Origin of the sequence: Exiguobacterium sp. s102 (assembly GCF_018618635.1) — a bacterium.
GTDB lineage: Bacteria > Bacillota > Bacilli > Exiguobacteriales > Exiguobacteriaceae > Exiguobacterium_A > Exiguobacterium_A oxidotolerans.
The window spans coordinates 117141-137473 of the sequence record NZ_JACSML010000004.1 but is presented as its reverse complement, the minus strand read 5'-3'; the positions used below and the strand labels follow the sequence as shown (position 1 = coordinate 137473).

21 protein-coding genes, 1 tRNA gene and 1 riboswitch are annotated in these 20333 nt (G+C 43.8%); of the genes, 14 read left to right on the top strand and 8 right to left on the bottom strand.

The genetic code is table 11. The annotated features are described in order from the left end of the window. Window positions 1–57: 57 nt before the first annotated feature. A tRNA-Val gene (locus KNQ02_RS11755) sits at window positions 58–130 on the top strand. Window positions 131–218: 88 nt separating this feature from the next. Here the strand turns inward: KNQ02_RS11755 and KNQ02_RS11750 are convergent. Beyond that, complete coding sequence (locus tag KNQ02_RS11750) at window positions 219–1217, bottom strand: PTS sugar transporter subunit IIC (protein ID WP_088838424.1); 999 nt, start codon at window positions 1215–1217, stop codon at window positions 219–221. Between the two features lie 359 nt (window positions 1218–1576). On the opposite strand from KNQ02_RS11750, the gene KNQ02_RS11745 reads away from it, so the two are divergent. Continuing rightward, the gene (locus tag KNQ02_RS11745) at window positions 1577–2311 is read left to right on the top strand and encodes a metallophosphoesterase family protein (RefSeq protein WP_214766705.1); all 735 of its coding nucleotides are present in this window, start codon (window positions 1577–1579) and stop codon (window positions 2309–2311) included. 49 nt (window positions 2312–2360) lie between these two features. Here KNQ02_RS11745 and KNQ02_RS11740 read toward each other — a convergent pair whose 3' ends face one another. The 4 genes from KNQ02_RS11740 to KNQ02_RS11725 all read right to left on the bottom strand — a co-directional run bounded on the left by KNQ02_RS11740 (window position 2361) and on the right by KNQ02_RS11725 (window position 6982). Continuing rightward, complete coding sequence (locus tag KNQ02_RS11740; RefSeq protein ID WP_088836335.1) at window positions 2361–2639, bottom strand: hypothetical protein; 279 nt, start codon at window positions 2637–2639, stop codon at window positions 2361–2363. A gap of 272 nt (window positions 2640–2911) precedes the next feature. Continuing rightward, window positions 2912–3472 (bottom strand): TetR/AcrR family transcriptional regulator, encoded by a 561-nt coding sequence (locus KNQ02_RS11735; protein ID WP_088836336.1) that lies wholly within the window; start codon window positions 3470–3472, stop codon window positions 2912–2914. Then, the gene (locus tag KNQ02_RS11730; protein ID WP_214770063.1) at window positions 3459–5816 is read right to left on the bottom strand and encodes a YhgE/Pip domain-containing protein; all 2358 of its coding nucleotides are present in this window, start codon (window positions 5814–5816) and stop codon (window positions 3459–3461) included. The genes KNQ02_RS11735 and KNQ02_RS11730 overlap by 14 nt, the downstream gene beginning before the upstream one ends. Window positions 5817–6016: 200 nt before the next feature. Further along, entirely contained in the window at window positions 6017–6982 is a 966-nt protein-coding gene (locus tag KNQ02_RS11725) for a quinone oxidoreductase family protein (protein ID WP_214808608.1), read from the bottom strand. 101 nt (window positions 6983–7083) lie between these two features. On the opposite strand from KNQ02_RS11725, the gene yidD reads away from it, so the two are divergent. Next, the gene (yidD, locus tag KNQ02_RS11720) at window positions 7084–7368 is read left to right on the top strand and encodes a membrane protein insertion efficiency factor YidD (protein WP_088836338.1); all 285 of its coding nucleotides are present in this window, start codon (window positions 7084–7086) and stop codon (window positions 7366–7368) included. Between the two features lie 114 nt (window positions 7369–7482). Here the strand turns inward: yidD and KNQ02_RS11715 are convergent, their stop codons facing one another. Together KNQ02_RS11715 and KNQ02_RS11710 are read right to left on the bottom strand one after the other, a co-directional pair. After that, entirely contained in the window at window positions 7483–7872 is a 390-nt protein-coding gene (locus KNQ02_RS11715) for a tautomerase family protein (RefSeq protein ID WP_214766699.1), read from the bottom strand. A 63-nt stretch (window positions 7873–7935) separates the two neighbouring features. Then, on the bottom strand, window positions 7936–9420 hold the full coding sequence (locus KNQ02_RS11710) for an aldehyde dehydrogenase family protein (protein WP_088836340.1): 1485 nt from the start codon (window positions 9418–9420) through the stop codon (window positions 7936–7938). Between the two features lie 193 nt (window positions 9421–9613). Between KNQ02_RS11710 and KNQ02_RS11705 the strand changes: the two genes are divergently transcribed. From KNQ02_RS11705 to KNQ02_RS11680, 6 genes are all read left to right on the top strand, one after another. Further along, window positions 9614–10819, top strand: a complete 1206-nt coding sequence (locus KNQ02_RS11705; protein ID WP_088836341.1) for a DUF2254 domain-containing protein — start codon at window positions 9614–9616, stop codon at window positions 10817–10819. 61 nt (window positions 10820–10880) lie between these two features. After that, window positions 10881–11363 carry a DUF456 domain-containing protein gene (locus tag KNQ02_RS11700; protein WP_088836342.1) on the top strand — a complete coding sequence of 161 codons (483 nt, stop codon included), beginning with the start codon at window positions 10881–10883 and terminating at the stop codon, window positions 11361–11363. Window positions 11364–11545: 182 nt separating this feature from the next. Then, window positions 11546–12889 carry a hemolysin family protein gene (locus KNQ02_RS11695; RefSeq protein ID WP_088838425.1) on the top strand — a complete coding sequence of 448 codons (1344 nt, stop codon included), beginning with the start codon at window positions 11546–11548 and terminating at the stop codon, window positions 12887–12889. Between the two features lie 138 nt (window positions 12890–13027). Next, window positions 13028–13468: an Ohr family peroxiredoxin gene (locus KNQ02_RS11690; protein ID WP_088836343.1), complete on the top strand. Its 441-nt coding sequence runs from the start codon at window positions 13028–13030 to the stop codon at window positions 13466–13468. Window positions 13469–13498: 30 nt separating this feature from the next. Beyond that, window positions 13499–13666 carry a hypothetical protein gene (locus tag KNQ02_RS11685; protein ID WP_214808605.1) on the top strand — a complete coding sequence of 56 codons (168 nt, stop codon included), beginning with the start codon at window positions 13499–13501 and terminating at the stop codon, window positions 13664–13666. A 24-nt stretch (window positions 13667–13690) separates the two neighbouring features. Then, on the top strand, window positions 13691–14203 hold the full coding sequence (locus tag KNQ02_RS11680; RefSeq protein WP_088836344.1) for a type 1 glutamine amidotransferase domain-containing protein: 513 nt from the start codon (window positions 13691–13693) through the stop codon (window positions 14201–14203). Window positions 14204–14256: 53 nt separating this feature from the next. Here the strand turns inward: KNQ02_RS11680 and KNQ02_RS11675 are convergent, their stop codons facing one another. Then, window positions 14257–14664 carry a VOC family protein gene (locus KNQ02_RS11675; protein WP_029332666.1) on the bottom strand — a complete coding sequence of 136 codons (408 nt, stop codon included), beginning with the start codon at window positions 14662–14664 and terminating at the stop codon, window positions 14257–14259. 260 nt (window positions 14665–14924) lie between these two features. Between KNQ02_RS11675 and KNQ02_RS11670 the strand changes: the two genes are divergently transcribed. From KNQ02_RS11670 to thiE, 5 genes are all read left to right on the top strand, one after another. Next, complete coding sequence (locus KNQ02_RS11670) at window positions 14925–16376, top strand: murein hydrolase activator EnvC family protein (RefSeq protein WP_088836345.1); 1452 nt, start codon at window positions 14925–14927, stop codon at window positions 16374–16376. A gap of 203 nt (window positions 16377–16579) precedes the next feature. Next, window positions 16580–17854: a murein hydrolase activator EnvC family protein gene (locus KNQ02_RS11665; RefSeq protein ID WP_214808602.1), complete on the top strand. Its 1275-nt coding sequence runs from the start codon at window positions 16580–16582 to the stop codon at window positions 17852–17854. A gap of 61 nt (window positions 17855–17915) precedes the next feature. After that, window positions 17916–18026, top strand: a riboswitch (TPP riboswitch). 116 nt (window positions 18027–18142) lie between these two features. After that, window positions 18143–18952 carry a bifunctional hydroxymethylpyrimidine kinase/phosphomethylpyrimidine kinase gene (gene thiD, locus KNQ02_RS11660; protein ID WP_214802485.1) on the top strand — a complete coding sequence of 270 codons (810 nt, stop codon included), beginning with the start codon at window positions 18143–18145 and terminating at the stop codon, window positions 18950–18952. After that, window positions 18933–19703 (top strand): hydroxyethylthiazole kinase, encoded by a 771-nt coding sequence (gene thiM / locus KNQ02_RS11655; RefSeq protein ID WP_088836348.1) that lies wholly within the window; start codon window positions 18933–18935, stop codon window positions 19701–19703. Before thiD ends, thiM begins: the two co-directional genes overlap by 20 nt. After that, a complete protein-coding gene (thiE, locus tag KNQ02_RS11650) occupies window positions 19693–20331 on the top strand; it encodes a thiamine phosphate synthase (protein WP_088836349.1) in 639 nt (212 codons plus the stop codon). Before thiM ends, thiE begins: the two co-directional genes overlap by 11 nt. Window positions 20332–20333 lie beyond the last annotated feature (2 nt).

Below are 20333 nucleotides of genomic sequence, written 5' to 3'. Positions count from 1 at the left end.
CTTTACACTTTTCGATATGCTGATATAATAAAGACATACCCAGCAACATGATATCATGATTCTGTAGCTCAGCTGGGAGAGCGCTACCTTGACAGGGTAGAGGTCGCTGGTTCGAGCCCAGTCAGAATCATACCGAAAACTCGTTCATCTTTTGATGAGCGAGTTTTTTTTGTCGTTAAAAAAGCTATTCCCTTAATTGAACGGGAATAGCTTATACTTTATTGGATTTCAAGGTGGAGATCGCCAACTTTTGTCCAACCGAACAATGTTGTCGCCCGGTAGAAGACGAATGTGAGGACGCCGGGTAAGAGAATGCCTGTAACAACGAAGACGGCGAACGCGTTAAACCCTTGATTGACGAAAATATTGAGTGGCGCAATCATCGAGTTCAATCCAAGTCCAGCTAACTCATATGGAACTTTTAATGACAACACGAGTGTTGCGACCGGCGCTGAGATCATAGCTGCTAAAAACGGTGCGGCTACAATTCGCGGATTCTTGACGATATTCGGAAACTGAACTTTTGGTGTCACGAAGAACGAGGCAATCAAACCGCCGGGATCGGTTTGGCGATAGGCCATCAAAGTAAAACCGACGAATTGTGCGGAACAGCCGATAAGCGCAGCGGCACTTGCGACGGGATCAAGCTGAAGCGCAATGGCGAGTGCTGCAGATGAAGCAGGAGACATTAAAATTACGCTAAAGATGAGTGCGATGACGAGTGAAGTCGCGATTGGCGATGTTTCGACAGAAGATGTGACCATTGCACTGAATTTTGTAAGTAAGGGTGTCGTTACGGCAGCAGCACCAAGACCAGTGATGCCTCCTGCAAGTACGGCACACATTGGAATCACCATCATGTCGAACTTCGTTTTGCCTGTCATTCGTTTTCCGACATAAACAGCGACGGCTGCAGCAATCAACGCACTGATCGGTTGACCGGGAATTAAGACGAGACCGGCTTCAGTCGGCTGGAGGGCAGCACCACCGATTGTTGCCGCAATCATTGCGCTGAAGAGAACGAGCGTATTACCACCAAGTTGATAGGCGATGCCGGCACCGAGCGCCGGGGCAAGTAAAACTTTTGCGATGCCGCCAATCGTCAGTAACACTTCGATATGTAATAAGTTTCCGAACGTCTCAATCAATAAGCCCACGCCAAGTGTAACGAGCACTGCATTCGCCATCCCGGCTGATACCTTTACCATTCGATCCATCGCATAATCCTTCACGCTTCTTCATCCTCTCTATTTTTCCATTAAAAAAACCTATCCGTTAACTGGATAGGCGCCATGAATAGTGCGGGCGCCTCATTCGATGCATCAAAAGGAGGGCCCAAAAATCGATTCCGGAAAATCTCGGAAAAGTTTTCAGTCCCTCGTGCATAGAATAATCAGTCGGCCCGCAATTTGTGGAAGGTACATCGTGTCGTGCTCCTCTCGCTTGAATTTTTCTAAGCCTAACATGCATTAAATGAATAATCAATATTTTCTGACAATTTATTTTTCAGTTCACTTTCAGCTTAAAAGAGGAAAGGAAGAAGAAACGTTAGTAAACCTGGAATGGAGGCGGTTACATGAAATTTGCACTTATTACAGATATTCACGGCAATGCGTCAGCCTTAGAAGCGGTCCTTGCCATACTCCACCGGGATCAAGAAATCGAGACGATTTACTGCCTCGGTGATTTGGTCGGAATTGGTGCGCAAACCAATGAAGTGATTGACTTGATTCGAAGTGATAAAAAAATTCGGACAATCAGTGGAAATCATGATGAAAATGTCTTGGCATTATTGAATGGGGAACGGTATCCGGACAGTTATCTTCATGCGAAAGCACATCACAGTTGGGTTGCGAATCAATTAACGGCAGAAAATCGAGTTTTTTTAGGGCGACTGCCGCGGACCATCTCAAAAGTAGTTGAATCACGGCGTATCCTGTTCACGCATTATGCCTATCGGGACGTGCGGGCAATGATTGGAGAAGAACCGCTTCGTCCGACGGTTGATGGTAATAAAGAAACACTTCCGCAGTTATTTGCTGATACGAGTGCCACCCTGATTTGTTTTGGGCATCACCATCCGCGACAGTTCGTTCAAGTAAACGGAACGACATATGTGAATCCGGGAGCGTTAGGGTGCCAACCGGAGGCAATCGCACCATTTGCGGTCGTGTCAGGAGATAGTGAGAACTGGGACGTAGAATTTATGGATGTACCGTATGATGACGCGGCGTACCTCGAATCATTTAATGCGTCAGACATGCCGTCAAAAGAGTTGTTACGGAAATTGTTTTTAGGGGGAAGAAGTTGAAGTCGATAGATAAAAGAGAGGGCGCCGAGAAAGACGACGCCGCTTTGACTTACGAAATAAAAAATCTTACGATGTACGCAATGATGAGGATGAAGAAGAGGACGAGCCCGATATTTCGTTTGAGGCGGTTGCGTTTCCAATGAAAGAGTAGTGACAGGATCGGGGCAAGCAGAAAGCCTGCAAACAGTGCGACTAGCGTCAAGATGAAAAACAGGAAGTCCGACGAGTTGCTGCTTGCCGTATAGGATTTCCACATATCAATCAGTGAAATGATGACGTAGACAAGCAGAACCAAGAGATAAAGCGGGAGAAGCATATACGATTGCATACAGGGTAACACTCCATTCAAGCAAGATAGTTTAAGTATACGATTAAACTCAAAATAAAGGGGTTCTGTAAAAGGAAATCATTGATTCATTTCGAATCAAACGAAGAGAGACAAGAATAGGTGGGAGTGGGTGAAGAAGCTGTATCAAAATGTTTTCTTGTTCAGGACGATGAAAAAGACATACCATTTAGTCAAACGGCATGCCAGTAAGAAGGCAGTACTAGACAAAAAAAGAATGACTCTTCCTTAACAGGAGAAGTCATTCTTTTTGGTTACAGTAGCTTGAGCATGGCTTGACTGATGATTTTTAGGTCAAGCTCATCGCCGATCAATGGCCATTCGGCAATCAAAGCGATATACGTTCGAAACAGTAGAAACGCTGTTACATCAATCGGGATTCCAGAGGAACTGACATCTAGCTCGAGGCGTGTTTCGAGTAAGTTTTTAATATAGTCAACAACATGTTTTTCAATGCGGGTCCGTAACTCCTGCATCTCTTGTAGTTTTAAGTTGTGCGTCTCTTCTGTAATTTTTAAGATGAATAAATGTTGCTGCTGATGATTAACGATTGCATCGATCATCGCCTGTTTATTGGCTTCCACGCTTGCACCTTCGACGTAAGCATTCTCAGCTTCCGTTCGCATCTCTTGTAACACGAAGGTTACAAGAGATTCAAACAAATCAAGCTTACTTTCGAACAGCTGATAAACAGTTGGTTTTCCAACATGGGCCCGCTTTGCAACTCGTTCAATCGTCGTTCCTTTATAACCGAGTTCAGAGAAACAATCCATTGCCGCGTTTAGGATGACTTGTTCTTTTTCATGCTGCGTCATGTGATTTTCTCGCTTTCGTCGAAAGCAAAATACGTTTAGCGCTTAAAGCACCTACGAAGACAAGTACTAACGCTCCGGCTAGAATCGATCCGAGGACTAGGCTATTAGAAGCAAGAGCATCTGTGACACCGAGTCCAAGTGCTTCACGGAACCCACTGACTGAATACGTCATCGGTAGGAACGGGTGAATATACTGGAAGAAGCTTGGTGTCATTTCGACTGGGAACGTACCGCCACTACCACCGATTTGAAGGAGTAATAGCAGGAACGCTGCGAATTGTCCAACGCGGCCAAATAACATCGTCAAAGCGAATAGCAAGGTAATGAACGTCATCCCGGTCAAGGCGGCGAAGCCATAGAGGGCAGGGACACTCGCGACAGTCGAATCGAGGACGTAAACGATAGCGGTCGCGGCGGCAACCCCTTGCAATGCACCGATTGGTAAAATCAAAGAAAGTTTACCGACGAGGAAGCGCCATGATAACGTCTCTCCGTGTGCTGGACGAATCTGGTAGACCGAAGAGAACATCAACGCACCAGCGAATAACGCGATACTTAAGATATAAGCAGACAGTCCGGAACCGTAGTTGCTAACGGTCGAGTAGTCATGTTCTTTTAATACGACAGGCTCAGCGAGCATGTTGTCGCGATCGTTTGATGGTTTGACTGTTGCGTCTTTTGCACCTTTACCGAGTTCATCAGTGAGTGTTTTTGCTCCGTCAGCCAGTTTAGAGTTACCATCTGCTAAGCGCGAAGCACCATCTGTCAATTGACCGGCCCCAGATGAAAGTGCTACCGCACCGTCTGTCAGTTGACCGAGTCCTGAGTTCAAACTTCCCATTGCCGTACTGGCATCGTTTGTCCCGGTCGCAATTTTTTGAGCACCGGCAGTTAACTGTGTACTACCGTCAGCTGCTTTATGAACACCATCTGTATACGTCGTTAATCCTTGATTAAAATCAGTTTGACCTTGCTCTAAGTCTTTTGCACCTGAAAGCAGTTTGTTTTGACCTTGCTCCAAGTCTTTTGCACCTGAAAGTAATTTTACTAGACCACCGTCAAGTTGCGAGACGGCGGATGCGATGTTTTGTCCACCGACTGCTAACTGATTAATTTTATCTGTCGCATCGTTGGCAGCGGCAAGACTAGCATCGAGAGCCGTTTCTTGTTGCGCGAGACTCTGAACATTTTGTTCCATCGTCGCAATCGATTCAAGTAACGTACGTTTTTCTTCTTCCGATAAATTCTCAGAAGAAGAAATGACTCCCTTGATTGTTGCGACGTTAGCTTCAATTGCTTCACGCCGAGCGCTTAAATCTTGTTTTAAAGCTGCAGCGGCACTGTTCAAGTTTGTAATCGTCGCATCCACTTCCTGTGCTTTTTCATTCAGTTGATTGAGTCCGGCATTGAATTTCGGAAGATTGCTATCTAACTCTGATGCACCAGCAGAAGCACTCTCAATACCTTGACGCAGTTGAGTTGATCCGGCAGAAGCCGATTCAAGACCTTGACGAAGTTGAGTAGAGCCAGCTTGCAGGTCAGTTGATCCTTTAATGAGTTTACCGCTGTTGTCATCCAGTTGGTTCAGACCACTCGATAACTCACCAGATTTCTCAGCGAGCGTCTGAGCACCATCGTTAAGTGTGTTGAGACCTGTCGAGAGTTGAGACGAACCATCCGCTGCCTTGGCTAAGTTCGTTGACAAGTCGTTTGTACCATCTGTCAGTTTGCCGAGATTCGTCGTAAGCGTTTTGGCACCGTCTGTCGTTTTGTTGGCACCATCTTCAAGCTTCGACGAACCTTCTGAGGCATCTTCAAGACCTTGCGCGATTTTTTTTAGGGCTCCGAAGATGGCGCTACTATATTGCTTCGTTACGGATTTTCGAATTTTTTCATTTAACTGTTTAGCGGCATTACTTGAAATCTGTGTCCCTGAGTAGTTCTTAGCAGGGTTCAAGTAATACTCGAGTTCAATTTTTTTAGGATGTTCATCGAGTAAAGTTGTCGCATTCTTTGAAAAGTTTTTTGGAATGACGACCGTCATATAGATATCCCCGGAACGTAACTGTTTTTCGGCTTCTTTACTTGAAAGAAACTGCCAATCAAAGTCATCGTTCTTTTTTAATTTTTTGATGAATTGATCCCCGATATCAATTTTTTCACCTTCATACTTGATCGTCTTGTCTTCATTTACGATGGCCACTTTAATCTCTTCTGTCTGACCGTACGGGTCCCAGAATGCAGATAGGAAAATGGAGTTGTAAAGAAAGGGAACAAGAATGATTGCCAAGATGACAATCACCATCATCGGGCTTTTTAATTTTTTCCATTCTGAGCGAAACATGAATATAAATCCCCTTTTGAAAACTTAAAACTAATTTGAGTTTTCGGTTTTGATGAGATTTACTTTACTCTCTTTCAGAATAGAAAGCAATTCATTTAATCAAATCTTTACTATTTTGTAATGACTGACTGTGATTGATTTTAAAAGAGATAGTATTTAATGTAGGAAAAAATGAGACGTGCTTCAAAAAACGAGCGTCTTTAAGGAATCAAGAGGATTTTGCCTGTACTTTTTCGACTCTCAAGATAATCATGGGCACGTGCTCCCTCAGCGAGTGGGAATGAAGTTGGATCAGATACATGGAGCTGATTTGAAATCGCCCAACTGAACAGCTCACCCGCGCGTCGAATCCGCTCTTCATATGATGTAAGGACATTCCATAAATCTCCGCCTGTGAGTGTTTTCGATGTATCCATTAAAAAGCGGGGATCGACTGCGGCGGGATCTCCACCGGCCATTCCGTAAAACACGACGGTTCCTCTTACTTTTGTGACGTCAAAACTGTTCATTAATGTTGTACCAATGGATTCATAGACGACATCGAAACCACGATTATTCGTTACTGTCAGAATTTGCTTAACCCAGTCGTCCGAATAAAGAAAAACTTCTTCGCATCCATTTTCTTTTGCGATGAGTGCTTTTTCTTCGGAAGAGGTCAGCCCGATTGGAACAGCTCCATGCGAACGAACGATTTGAGTCAGCAGTTGTCCGACACCTCCAGCTGCTGCGTGAATCAAAACAAGATCGCGTGGTTGAATCGCGTAGCTGTCACGTGTCAGGTAATGGGCTGTCAATCCTTGTAGGAGCAGGGAAGCACCGACTTCAAAAGAAATCTCGTCAGGGAGCGGGATGACACGGTCGGATGGAGCGGCAACCTGTTCTGCGTTCGCATTCGGTACATCGGCAAAGGCAACACGCTGACCGACGTTAAGTCCGGAAACGTCTTCCCCGATCTGAGTGATAACACCAGCACCCTCATATCCTAAAATGTAGGGAGCGGCTCCTTCTAAGTGATAATTACCTTTTCGGCGATAGATGTCAGCGAAATTAAGACCGATTGCCTTCATTTCGATTAAAACCTCATGAGATTGAATAACGGGAGTTGGAGCTTCTTGATATGTGAGGACGGAGGAATCTCCGAATGAACTGAACGTAAGAGCTTTCATCTGAAACACATACTTTTAGTAGTAATGGATTTAACTATAGATCATCTAAACTGATATAAGTGCAGGAATGCGTTAAAATGAAAAAAAGAGGGTGAAGTATTATGAAAAAAGTTATGCTTGGTGGCATTCATTTCTATCAAAAAGTGATTTCTCCGATGAAGCCGGCGACATGTCGCTTTTATCCGACGTGCTCGCATTACGGAAAAGAAGCGATTGAACAGCATGGTGCCATGAAAGGTGGATACTTGACGACACGTCGCCTGTTACGTTGCCAACCGTTCCACCCGGGTGGACTCGACTTTGTTCCGGAAACGTTTAGTTGGAAAGCACCGCTGCAGCGAGAGAATCCAAAAGAACGAGAGAATGATGAAGAAACGGTTGATTGAGAGCGGTCTCTGATTTTACATGCGAACGGTTGAGATGGATGATTCATACAAGTAAAAAGACCTAATTTCCTTTTAGGAATTAGGGCTTTTTTGATGAAATAAGGTATTTGGAATTTACAACTTTCCGGTTAAGAATTGTGCCTCGCCCATTCCGAAACTCCAGTCAGCGGCATCGTTTTCAACAATTGACACCATCAAGTCACTTGGTGCGAGACCGCAGTTTGCTTCAAGTCGTTCCGCGAGTAAGCGATAGAGTTTTTGTTTTTTCTCCTGTGTCCGCGATTTACTCGTGACACTAATCAAAACAAGGTTTCGTGTCCGTTCGAAACCGAGTCCTGTATCTTGAATAATCATCTCGTGTTCTTTATGCGTGTGAACGATTTGGTAACGATCGCGTTCCGGTACATCAAAAGCTTCGACCATCGCATCATGCGCTGTATCGAGGAGCACCTTTAACTCTTCTTCATTTCGTCCTTCAATCACATCAAAACGTAATATTGGCATTAGTAACACTCCTTTTAAATAGTATGTAAAAAAAATGCGGGCAATGCCCGCATTTTTTTTATTTTATTCGAAGAATGGTTTGTATTGGCGACGTTCGTGCATGACAGATACCCATTGAACCGTTGAGAACTCTTCGAGTACCCATTCACCGTTGAAACGACCAAGACCTGAGTCTTTTTCGCCACCGAACGGCATATGTGGTTCATCGTTGACCGACTGATCATTGATGTGAATCATTCCTGTTTCAACTTGAAGCGCAAATTCAGTCGCGCGTTCGATTGAAGAACCATGAACGGCACCGCTTAAACCATATGGAAGTGAGTTTGCGAGTTCAAGCGCATGTTCGTCATCTTTAAACGGGATGATGACTGCGACAGGTCCGAAGATTTCGTTTTTAGCGAGTGGCATATCGTTCGTTACACCAGTCACGACCGTTGGTGCGATGACATTCCCGTTTGCTTCACCACCGACACGAACTGTAGCACCTGCAGCTTTTGTTTTTTCGATATCTTCCATAATACGATCGACTTGTGATTGATTAATCAATGGACCGACTTGTGTACGGTCTTTTGATGGATCGCCGAACTGTAGTTCTTTAACACGAGCAATGTATTTTTCAACGAATTCATCGTGAATCGAATCTGCGACAAGAATTCGGTTCGTTGACATACAAATCTGACCTTGGTGGTAGAATTTGCTGTAGACAGCAGATTCGACGGCACGATCGAGATCAGCATCGTCAAGAACGACGAAGACATTGTTACCACCGAGTTCCAATGCAGTTTTCTTCAGGTGTTTCCCAGCAAGTTCACCGATATGGCGACCAACTTCAGTAGAACCTGTGAATGAGATTAAACGTGGAACTGGGTGTTCAACGATTGAATCGCCGATTTCAGAACCGCGACCGACGATGACGTTCAAGACACCTTTTGGAAGACCGGCTTTTTCAAACAGGCTTGCGAAGATTAACCCACCTGAGACGGGTGTATCAGTCGCTGGTTTGACGACGACTGCATTCCCGATTGCGATTGCCGTTGCGATCGAGCGGACCGCTAAGTGGAACGGGAAGTTCCAAGGGCTGATGACGCCGATAACGCCGAGTGCTTTGCGGTAGATGCGATTTTCTTTGCCTGGTACGACAGATGGGCGAATTTCACCATGCATCCGAAGTGGGAACGTTGCTGCTTCTTTAACGATTAAAACGGAAGCAAGGAATTCACCTTCAGCTTTAATTCGTGTACTACCTGATTCTTTAATTAACCAATCGATGATGGTTTCTTTTTCTTCGTACATGACTTTCAAGAACTGTTCAATCAATCCTTGGCGTTTAAGAGCCGGTGTTTTTGCCCACTCTTTTTGAGCGATTTTCGCTGCTTGATAAGCTTCGTCCAAATCGTCATTGTTTGCAGCTGAAATTTCAAATAGTGTTTCCCCTGTGAAAGGATTCGTATTTTCCATGTTGCTGTCACTTGCGCCTTTGCGCCACTGACCATCGATGAAGATTTTTGTGAAATCAGTTTTCAGAACGTTCTCGTTTGTCTGTTTCATGACTTTTCATCTCCAATTCTTTTTGATAACAATTAAGTTATTCACGTTATGAAAAGAAGTAAAACACAATCTGACACTTTCACAAAATAAAGTGACTCAGCTTTTATTGAAAAAGAAGAATGATAAAGGTTTCACTAAATGAAGAAACAGGAATTAAAAAATATAGCAATATATCAAGAATGGAGTTGGGTTGATGAAGCGATTGAAGCTGATTTATCAAGAGACAAACTGGTGGTGGCCCTTGTTATATGGGGTAGGTGGTGCCTTGTTGACGGCATGTGTCCTCGCGACTGATTTATATTTAAAAAACTACTTTCCGGACGATTGGAAAACAACGCTCGATTTAGGAAGAACGATTCATAGTTCTGTCTTCGCTGGTTTGTTGACGATGATGACGTTTACCTTCTCGACGATCTTAGTCGTCTTGACGACCTATTCATCACAGTTCTCACCACGAACATTACCGAACTTCATCGAAAATCGACAAGTTCAACATATTTTCGGAATCTTTATCGGGGCAGTTACGTATTCGATTACGATGTTGTTTTTCGTTCGTCCTTCTTTACGAGGAAGTGTCGTTGCTTCTGCCGTTGCTGTTCTCGTCGTCTTAATTTCAATCATTGCTTTCGTTGCTTTCATCCATATCGTTAGCCAATCGATTCGTGTGACGACATTACTGGATCGTTTGCACCGGGAAGGCAGTCAATTAATCGAGGAACAAATTGATAATTTGAAAGCGGAAAAACATCATTTTATTTCTGATGGTTATGATTCGCTACAATATCCAATCGTCGCATCAGAGTCTGGTTACTTGCAATTGCTTGATTACGGTGCATTGGCGAAAGAAGGAATGAATATTCAAGTCGATGTCACGATTGGGAGTTACGTGACAAAAGGACAAGCGATTGGTACTGCAAACGAAGAAGGTGTGGAATCCGGAATCATCATTGGACCAACACGTTCTTCCGTGCAAGATTTTACGTTTGTCATCCAAAAGTTATCTGAAGTCGGTTTACGCGCAATTTCTCCGGGGATTAACGACCCGAATACGGCGCGACACGCGCTTCGACAAATCGGTGACCTGCTACGCAATTTTGCGATGCTTCCGGATGGCAGTCTGTTAATCGGCGGCGAAGGCTCTGTCATCGTTAAACGCGTTACTTTCTCGGAATTACTATACGAGACGTTTTATCAACTGCGACACTACGGACAAGAAGATATTTCTGTGCTTGCAACGATGCTAGAGTCACTCGAGAGCGCGAAACGAAATGCTTTGTCCGAACATCGGGCAACAATTCAGACGTTTATCCCGTTTGTTTGTTCAGAATTGGATTGGTCTTCTCTGAATGACTGGGATCGTGTGCATCTAGAAAAGGTCTTAGAAAAAGCGCTTGCTTGAAACTTAATTCGTGTCTTGTACGTAAATTAGGAGGAGAGAACAAAGAAAGTGGGAGATATGTATGACGATTTTACTTTGGATTCTGATTGCGGTCTGTTTCATAGCTAGTTTTGTAGGACTTGTTTATCCAATCATTCCAAGTGCACCGTTACTCATCATCGGTTTTTTGATATATGGATTTGGTTTCGGGTTTACCGAGTTAACGATTAGTTTTTGGCTCATTCAGTCGGTATTTATCATTTTATTATTCACGCTTGACTATTTAGTAAGTTCTTACACAGTCGATCGGCGTGGTGGGTCACGTGCGGCTAAAATTGCAACGACAGTCGGATTGATTGCAGGACCGTTCATTATTCCTGGTGTGGGTCTGTTGATTTTCCCGTTTGTTTTCGCAATCTTAACAGAAAAAATCATCAGTAAAAAGACGTGGAATGAATCAATGGCGATTGGTATCGGAACGGTTTTAGGCATTTTATCAAGTGCATTATTAAAAGGGATTGCCATGCTCTTAATGATTGTCGTCTTTATGTTGTACATTGTTTGACCTAAAAGCAAAGGTTGCTTCAAGTACACATTTAGTGTAAGTTCCGTTATAGTATGAATATGAAAAAGAGGAGAAGCTTATTTTTATAAAAGCTTCTTTTTTACGCAAAAGCTCAAGCTGAGCTTAATTAAATGGAGGTGAATCCCCTTCTCTTGGGGAAACGATTGGACAGTACACATGCAATGGAGACATTCGACACAACAACGATTATTATCAGGCTTCTCATTATTGGATTATTAATTGTTTTGACAGCATTTTTTGTAGCGGCAGAGTTCTCGGTCGTGAAAATGCGGATGTCTCGAATCGATCAATTGATTACAGAGGGAAATAAAACAGCGGTCATCGCCAAAAAATTATTGGAAAACCTCGATTATTATTTATCAGCGTGTCAATTAGGGATTACGGTGACAGCACTTGGTCTAGGGTGGCTAGGAGAGTCGACAGTAGGTGCAATCCTGGAAATGCTCTTCGTAGAGATTGCGTTACCCGATTCAATTTCTACGATTGTTTCGTTTGTCTTAGCCTTTTCAATCGTCACATTCCTTCATGTTGTGTTAGGTGAATTAGCACCAAAATCGTTAGCAATCCAAAAAACAGAAGCGATTACGATGTTGCTTGCACCACCCCTTTACTGGTTTGGTCAAGTGATGAAGCCATTCATCTGGATTTTAAATGGATCAGCGCGAGTCTTTTTGCGCTTGTTCGGTGTAGAGCCGGCAGGGCATGAAGAAGCACACTCGGAAGAAGAGATTAAAATCATCATGACACAAAGTTATAAGAGTGGTGAAATCAACCAGACTGAACTGTCTTACATGCAGAACATTTTTTCTTTTGACGAACGGATCGCAAAAGACATCATGTTGCCGCGAACAGATTTGATTACCATCTCCAATGATGCGTCGATGGATGAAATCATCGCACTTGTCGAAGAATATCAGTTCACACGCTATCCGGTTGCAGAGGAAGGGGACAAGGATAAAATCCTCGGTTTCATCAATGCGAAGCAACTGTTCACCGATCATATGGCGAATAAAGGGAAGGCGTTAAGTTATTACGTGCATAATTTGCCGATTGTTTCAGAGTATTCTCCTTTACAAGATGCGATGTTGAAAATGCAAGTCGAACGAACACCAATGGCGTTAGTCATCGATGAGTATGGTGGTACTGCCGGCGTCATCACGATGGAAGACATACTAGAAGAAATTGTCGGTGAGATTCGTGATGAATTCGATAAAGATGAGAAGGCCGACATCGAACAAATTCATGAGCGACTGTATCGAATTTCTGGACGTGTCCTAATCGATGACTTGAACGAGCGGTTTAACCTCGGAATCGAGGAAGAAGATATCGATACAATCGGTGGTTGGGTGATGGCGCAAGATACGGAAGTGTCGAGCGGTCAAGAGTTCCGTTATGAAGACTATACGGTCAAAGTGATGGAAGTCGATAATCACCAAGTAAAATCGATTTATCTACAACTCCCTGAAAAAGAATCCACTACACCAACTGAAGAAGAAATCATGTGAAACAAGGCGCCCACAGGGTGACCTTGTTTTTTTCTTGATAAAAGGCGTAGAGAATTTGTTTATACTCGGGCAGTCAGTGGTATTACTGTTTATGTGGCAAAAAAGTTACTCAAACCAGAGGAAAAGGGGTTCTATTTCATGACTAAAACAATTCTTACTTCACGCGCGGCGGCAGTAGGGGGCCGTGATGGAAAAGTCTCTTCTGACGATAACGTCATTAATTTAGATTTAGTAATGCCTGGTACAAAAGGTAAAGAAGATATTCCGACATCAAACCCAGAGCAACTATTCGCGGCAGGATACGCGGCATGTTTCGATGGTGCATATAATTTAATGGCACGCCAAGCAAAAAAACGTGTCGAAACACGGACGAACTCGGAAGTGAGTCTTTTACAAGACGAAGCAGATAACGGCGTTAAAATCGCAGCTAAACTTGTTGTAGAAGTTGTCGGCGTCTCGCAAGAAGAAGCAGAAGAATTACTTGAAAAAGCGCATGGTTTCTGCCCGTACTCTAAAGCGACACGCGGAAATATTGATGTTGATTTATCGGTAAAAGTGGTAGAAGCATTAAGCGAATAAAAACTATTCTTTTTTACGGGAGGAATCAGTATGCCAAAAGAAACTGACCGTCCAAACGAAAAGTTAGAAGATGAGCGAGAGCGTTTAACTGAACAAGAACGCAAACTGTCATCCGAGCAACAAGAGGAAATTCTTAAAGGAAAGAACGCTATGCCGGATGATCCGATTTCACCTCGCGATCGTGGACAAGATAAGTAATATAGACATTGGGGGATGATTTTAATGGGTAAAAAAGTAGCAGTCGTACTCGCGGACCATTTCGAAGATGTCGAGTTCACAGGACCAGTCGACGCATTAAAAGGGGCAGGTCATGAAGTGACAGTCATCGGTTCAGAAAAAGGTGCAGAACTCGTTGGTAAACAAGAAGATGCAAAAGTCTCTGTTGATGTCACGATTGATCAAACATCACCGGCAGACTATGATGCGCTGTTGATTCCGGGTGGATTTTCACCAGATTTATTACGTGAAGACGAACGTTTTGTCTCTTTCGTAGAAGAGTTCGATATGTCGAAGAAACCAGTCTTCGCGATTTGTCATGGTCCACAATTAATGATTAACGCTAAAATTGTTAAGGGGCGCAAGATGACAGGGTATAAATCAATCCGAATCGATTTGGAAAATGCTGGGGTTGATTTCGAAGACACTGAAGTCGTCGTCGATGATAACTTCGTCTCGAGTCGTCAACCAGATGATATTCCGGCGTTCAACCGTGAAATGTTAGCGAAGCTCGCATAAGTTCATGCAAAACAAATCCCCTTCACAGGTCGTGTAGGGGATTTGTTTTTGCGTTAAGCGTTTGGGTAATCGCAAAGCTCAGTGATGACCCCATGTGAATGCCTCGGATTCATGTAAATCAAACGACGGCCAAAAGGCGTTGACCGGTACGTATCTTCGAGGAACGTAAGTCCCTGTTCTTTTGCATCGAGAATCGCTTGATCTAAATCGTCAACGCGGTAAGCGATGTGATGTACCCCTTTACCACGTTGTTTTAAGAAACGAGCGATTGGGCTGTCAGCGCTTGTTGGTGTCAGTAGTTCAATGTGTGCATCTTCAAATTCAATGACAGCGATATTCGATGCCACGCCTGGAGCGGGGTTTGAATATTCACGGACTAATTTCCCTCCTAAAATTGTTGTATAAAAAGTAATGGCTTCTTGCATATCACGGACGGCAATTCCAGTATGATCAAGTTTCACTATAATTCCTCCCTTACACCACTAGTGTGCCAAAACTTCCCTCAAGGTGCAACGCGCAGGTATTTTCACTAAAGGAGCTTCATCGTATTACATAATTAACCAATAAACTTATACAAAATGAAATCTCACTGAAATATAATAGAGGCAAAATGAATGCTATAATCAAAAACGTTCTTATAAAATTTAAACATTAAAATGAAATTTAAATAAAGCATACTTTTGACTACAATAAAATTATAGAGAAAAAGAGGGAATACTACATGAAAAAAACGTTTACGTCGCTCATCGTTTCCGCACTTGTCCTTTCATCAACTCCTTATTTTGCATCAGCAGATGATTTAAGTGAACAAAAAGCTAAAAACGAACAAAAGCAACAAGAAAACCAAAATACACAAAAAAATCTTGAGTCTTCTGTGAATCACGAAGGTGAGAAAATTTCGAAGACACAACAAGAAGTGAATCGTTTAGACGAAGCATTGAATGAAAAAATGTTTGCCGTCGAAGCAAAAGATCGTCAAATCAAGGCGACAGAAGCTGAAATCGTCGAACTTGGTAAGCAAATCGAAAAATATAAAGCCAAGCTGAAACGTCAAGAAGAATTGCTCGGCGATCGTTTACGTGTCATGCAAGAAAATGATGGTAATTCGATTAAATGGGAAGAAGTCATCTTTGGTTCGAAAGATGTCGGAGATCTCGTCAGCCGTGTGCTAGCGGGGAAATCCATCTCACAACAAGATGATAAGATGATTACGGATTACCAGAACACGCAAAAGAAATTAGCGAATGCCCAAGCAGAACTTAAAGATAAAAAAGCAAAGCTTGTGACAGAGAAAAAAGAATTAAAGCGTCAACAGGCAGAGCTCGAACAACAAATCAGTGAACGAAACAAACGCATTAAAGAACTTAAGAAGCAAAAAAAGAAATTTGAGACACAGTTGATGGACGCGAAAGAAGTTCAACAAATCTTGATTGCGCAAGAAAAAGCAATCGCGGCAGAAAAAGCGGCACGTGAACGTGAAGCACGGATTGAAAAAGAGCGCAAAGCACAAGAAGCACGAGAAGCAAAAGCCCGTGCTGAAGCTCAAGCAGCACAAGCAGCAGCCGATCAGGCAGCGGCAGAAAAGGCAGCAGTTGAGCAAGCTGCAGCAGAAAAAGCGGCAGCCGAGCAAGCTGCAAAACAAGCAGCGCGTCAAAAAGCAACAACGAATTCAACAAAACAATCAACGCCGACACCAGCGCCTGTAACACCAAAACCAGCACCAGTAGCACCGAATCCAGCTCCGGCTCCAGCTGCATCTTCAGCATTGTTCATTCATCCGACAAGTGGTGCGACTACACAAGGATACGGCTCAGCAAGTGGTGAAAATGGGTATGGATTCCATAATGGAATCGACTTTGGTGCACCGGTTGGAACACCAATTGTCGCAGCAGCAACAGGAACTGTCATTACGGCTTCTAGTAGTGGTCCTTACGGAAATCACATCATGATTGCTCACCAATTGAACGGAAAAACGTATACGACGGTTTACGCGCACATGAGTTCATTGAATGCGCGTGCAGGACAACGTGTCAGCCAGGGACAACAAATCGGTGCACTTGGTAGCACGGGTAACTCGACTGGACCACACCTACACTTCGAAATTCATGTCGGTGGGTATATCTACAGCGGAACAGGCCCTGCAAATAGTGTTAATCCTATGTCAATGTTATAAAATCGTAAAAGAACCTCTACATTGTAGAGGTTCTTTTTTATACAGTTTGAATAATTAGTTGTTATATTACAAAATAACGTTTTCATTTGAAATGTAAATGAAATTTTTCTGAAACTATTACGGTGCTATAATCAATTTCAGATAGTTTCACTACGGAACAGGACTTCAAAAATCGAATTCATACATAAGCGAGGAACTCACATATGCTAAAAAAGTTATTTTCTACCGTACTATTAGGGACGTTATTATTGACGAACACCCCAATCACTCAAGCGGCTACAATCAAAGAAAAGAAAGCAGATAATGCAGCTGAACAACGTAAACTAGAAAAATCAATCAAAAAACAAGAATCTAAAATTTCAAAAGAGCAACGTCAAATCAATGCGATTGATGCAGCAATCAATGAAAATATTTTTCGTGTCTCAGAAAAAAATAAACAGATTCGTCAGTTGAATGAACGAATTGAAGAGCTTGAGGCAGACATTATCCATTATGAAGAAATGTTAAAACGCCAGGAAGAGCTGTTAGGAGACCGCCTTCGTGTGCTTCAAGAAAATGATGGGAATTCGATTAAATGGGAAGAAGTCATTTTTGGTTCGAAAGATCTTGGCGATCTCTTTAGTCGTGTGATGGCAGGGAAAAAAATTGCTGAACAAGATGACAAGATGATTTCTGCTTACCTTGAAACGCAAAAAAAATTAGCTGATGCTAAAGCGACGCTTGTGGATAAAAAGGAAGAGCGAGTGAAAGAAAAAGAAGCCCTTTTGGTTCAAAAAAAGGAACTCAAACAGCAAATGAAAGCACGTAGTGCAACCTTAAAAAAATTACGTCAAGGTAAAACAAAATTTACGACAAAACTTCTGAATGCGAAAGAACTTCAAGCGACATTAGAAGCGCAAGAACGTGCGATTGCGGCAGCAAAGGCAGCAGCTAAAGCAGCAGCGGAAAAGGCAGCAGCTGAAAAAGCGGCAGCGGAAAAGGCGGCGGAGGTGGCGGAAAAAAACAACGCCGGGACGTCTAAGAAGGTCGTAAGTGCTACGCCAGTCGCTAGTGTTCCGAGTGGTTCGGCGCAGTTCGTTCGCCCTGCGTCAGGAAGTGTTTCACAAGGATTCGGACCAGCGAGTGGTGCGAATGGGTATACTTTCCATAATGGTGTCGACTTTAGAGGGTCAGTCGGATCATCAATCGTCGCAGCAGCTTCAGGAACGGTCATCACAGCAGGAAGCGGTGGACCGTACGGAAATCACGTGATGATTTCACATTTCTTGAATGGGAAAGTGTATACAACAGTTTACGCGCATATGAATTCATTATCAGTTCATGCTGGACAAACGGTCTCGCAAGGGCAACAAATCGGTACGCTCGGAAATACGGGAAACTCGACGGGCGCACATCTTCATTTTGAATTGCATATTGGTGGTTACCAATACAGTGCGACAGGACCAGCTAACACAGTTAATCCATTAGCATACTTATAAAAACGAGCTTCGGCTCGTTTTTTTTATGGCGCTATGCTACAGTGAAAGAGAAATTTAAATCATGAGCAACTAGGGGAGCTGGAGGAATCTGGCTGAGAGGAAAACCATTCTGTTTTCGACCCTATCACCTGATCTGGATAATACCAGCGTAGGAAAGTTGAGATTGAAGACATGAATAAGTGACCACACTCGTTGGTTTTTCATGGCGTCGTCTGCTTTTTTACAGCGGACGGCGCTTTTTTTCGTTCCGCTTTCTCCTTGTGCTCTCATAGAAAGTGAGGTCTATCGATGAAACATGTACTGACGATTGCTGGATCAGACTCTAGTGGTGGAGCTGGAATTCAAGCCGACTTAAAAACTTTTTCTGCTCTTGGGGTTTACGGTATGAGTGTAATTACTGCTATCACAGCGCAAAATACGTTAGGCGTACAAGCAGTTGAAGATGTATCACCAACGCTTGTCGAAGCCCAGTTGAACTCGATTTTTAGCGATATTCGTGTAGATGCCGTTAAAATTGGGATGGTCTCGAATGAAAAAACGATTCAAGTCATTGCCAAATGTTTGAAACATTATCAGGGACCAGTCGTCTTAGACCCCGTGATGGTCGCAAAAGGGGGGCATGCGCTGTTAAGGAAATATGCTGAACAAGCATTAATGGAGCATTTAATGCCGCTTGCAACCTTGACGACCCCGAATATTCCGGAAATGGAACGCATGTTAGGGCAAGCGATTTCGACAATTGATGAAATGAAGCTGGCGACGACGGAATTCGCACAAAAACGAGATATCGCTATCCTGTTAAAAGGCGGTCATCTTGAAAGTACGGATGCCTCGGATATTTTATACACGGAAGGGATGCATCATCTGTTTCAGGAGGCACGATTAAAACGCCAGCATACACATGGTACTGGATGTACATTGTCTTCCGCGATTGCGGCACGTCTTGCGCTGGGAGATTCCCTGAAGGATAGCGTGATTTATGCTAAACGGTACGTAACTGAAGCAATCCGGCATGGATTTGCCTTAGGGAACGGAATCGGACCGACACATCACTTTTATGACATTTGGAGGGAAACGGATGCTTACAACCATTCATGATAAAAAACCATTAATTCATCATTTAACGAATGCGGTCACGATTAATGAGTGTGCCAATATGACCCTTGCGCTCGGGGGTTCACCTGTCATGGCGGAAGATATCCTAGAAGTCGAGGAAATGGTTGGACATGCAGATGCTGTCGTTATCAATATCGGGACATTGAACGCAGCTTCACGAGCGTCGCAATTGTTGGCAGGTCAAACGGCTAACCGATTGAAGAAACCGATTATTTTAGATCCAGTCGGAATGGGGGCGACGACACTTCGGACACAATTCACGAAAGAGTTACTCGAAGCAATTCATTTTACGGTCATTAAGGGGAACGTCTCTGAAATCAAGACGCTCATCGGTCAAGTCGGACGTTCAAAAGGAGTCGATGTCGCTTCCGGAGAGACATTAGATTTTCAAGTCGTCCATGAGTTTGCTGGACGGCTCGGGACGACTCTCGTCGTAACGGGACCGGTTGATTTCATTACAGACGGCAAGCGACAAGTAAAACTAACCGTAGGAACGCCACGACTCGGACACATTACAGGGACAGGTTGCATGACGGCATCGCTCATCGGAACCCTACTTGGAGCAGGGTATGATGCATTCGAAGCAGCGACCTATGGGACGTATTTAATGGGAAAAGCGGGTGAAGTCGCAGATGAAGCAGCGGGACTTGGTGATTTCCGGATGGGGTTGTTCAACGCAATCAGCTTGACTACAGAAGAAAGTTTGAAAGGGGTATTGACCAGTGGAGAATGATTACACGGTTTATGCGGTAACAGATCGGCGCTTTCACCCGGACGTTGCCTTGATTGATGCGGTCGAAGCAGCAATAAAAGGTGGCGCGACGATGGTCCAGCTTCGTGAAAAGCAGGCGCAAGGGAAAGAATTTCTCGAACAAGCGAGTGACTTGAAGAAAATGATGTCTCGTTACGGCGTCCCACTCATCATCAATGACCGGATTGATATCGCACAAATCGTCGGTGCAGGTCTGCATATCGGGCAAGAGGACATCCCTTTGAAGGAAGCACGTAAGCTGTTACCGGAAGCCACGATTGGGGTTTCTGTTTCAACCGTTGAACAGGCAATCGAAGCAGAGCAAGACGGGGCAACTTATCTTGGCGTAGGGTCGCTCTATCCAACGGCGACAAAAGACGATGCGAGTCAGATGACAAACGAAACACTCCGGGCGATTCGCCGGGCTGTTTCCCTTCCTCTCGTCGGGATTGGTGGAATCACACATCATGTGGTGCCCGACTTATTCGAGATGCTTGAAGGATATGCCGTCGTCTCTGCCTTATTCGCAGCACCAGATATTGAACGTGCGGCACGAGAGTTCAAAGAGGCGGTTCAGACTGCGCGTCAAATAGTATCAGACCGGGTATAATC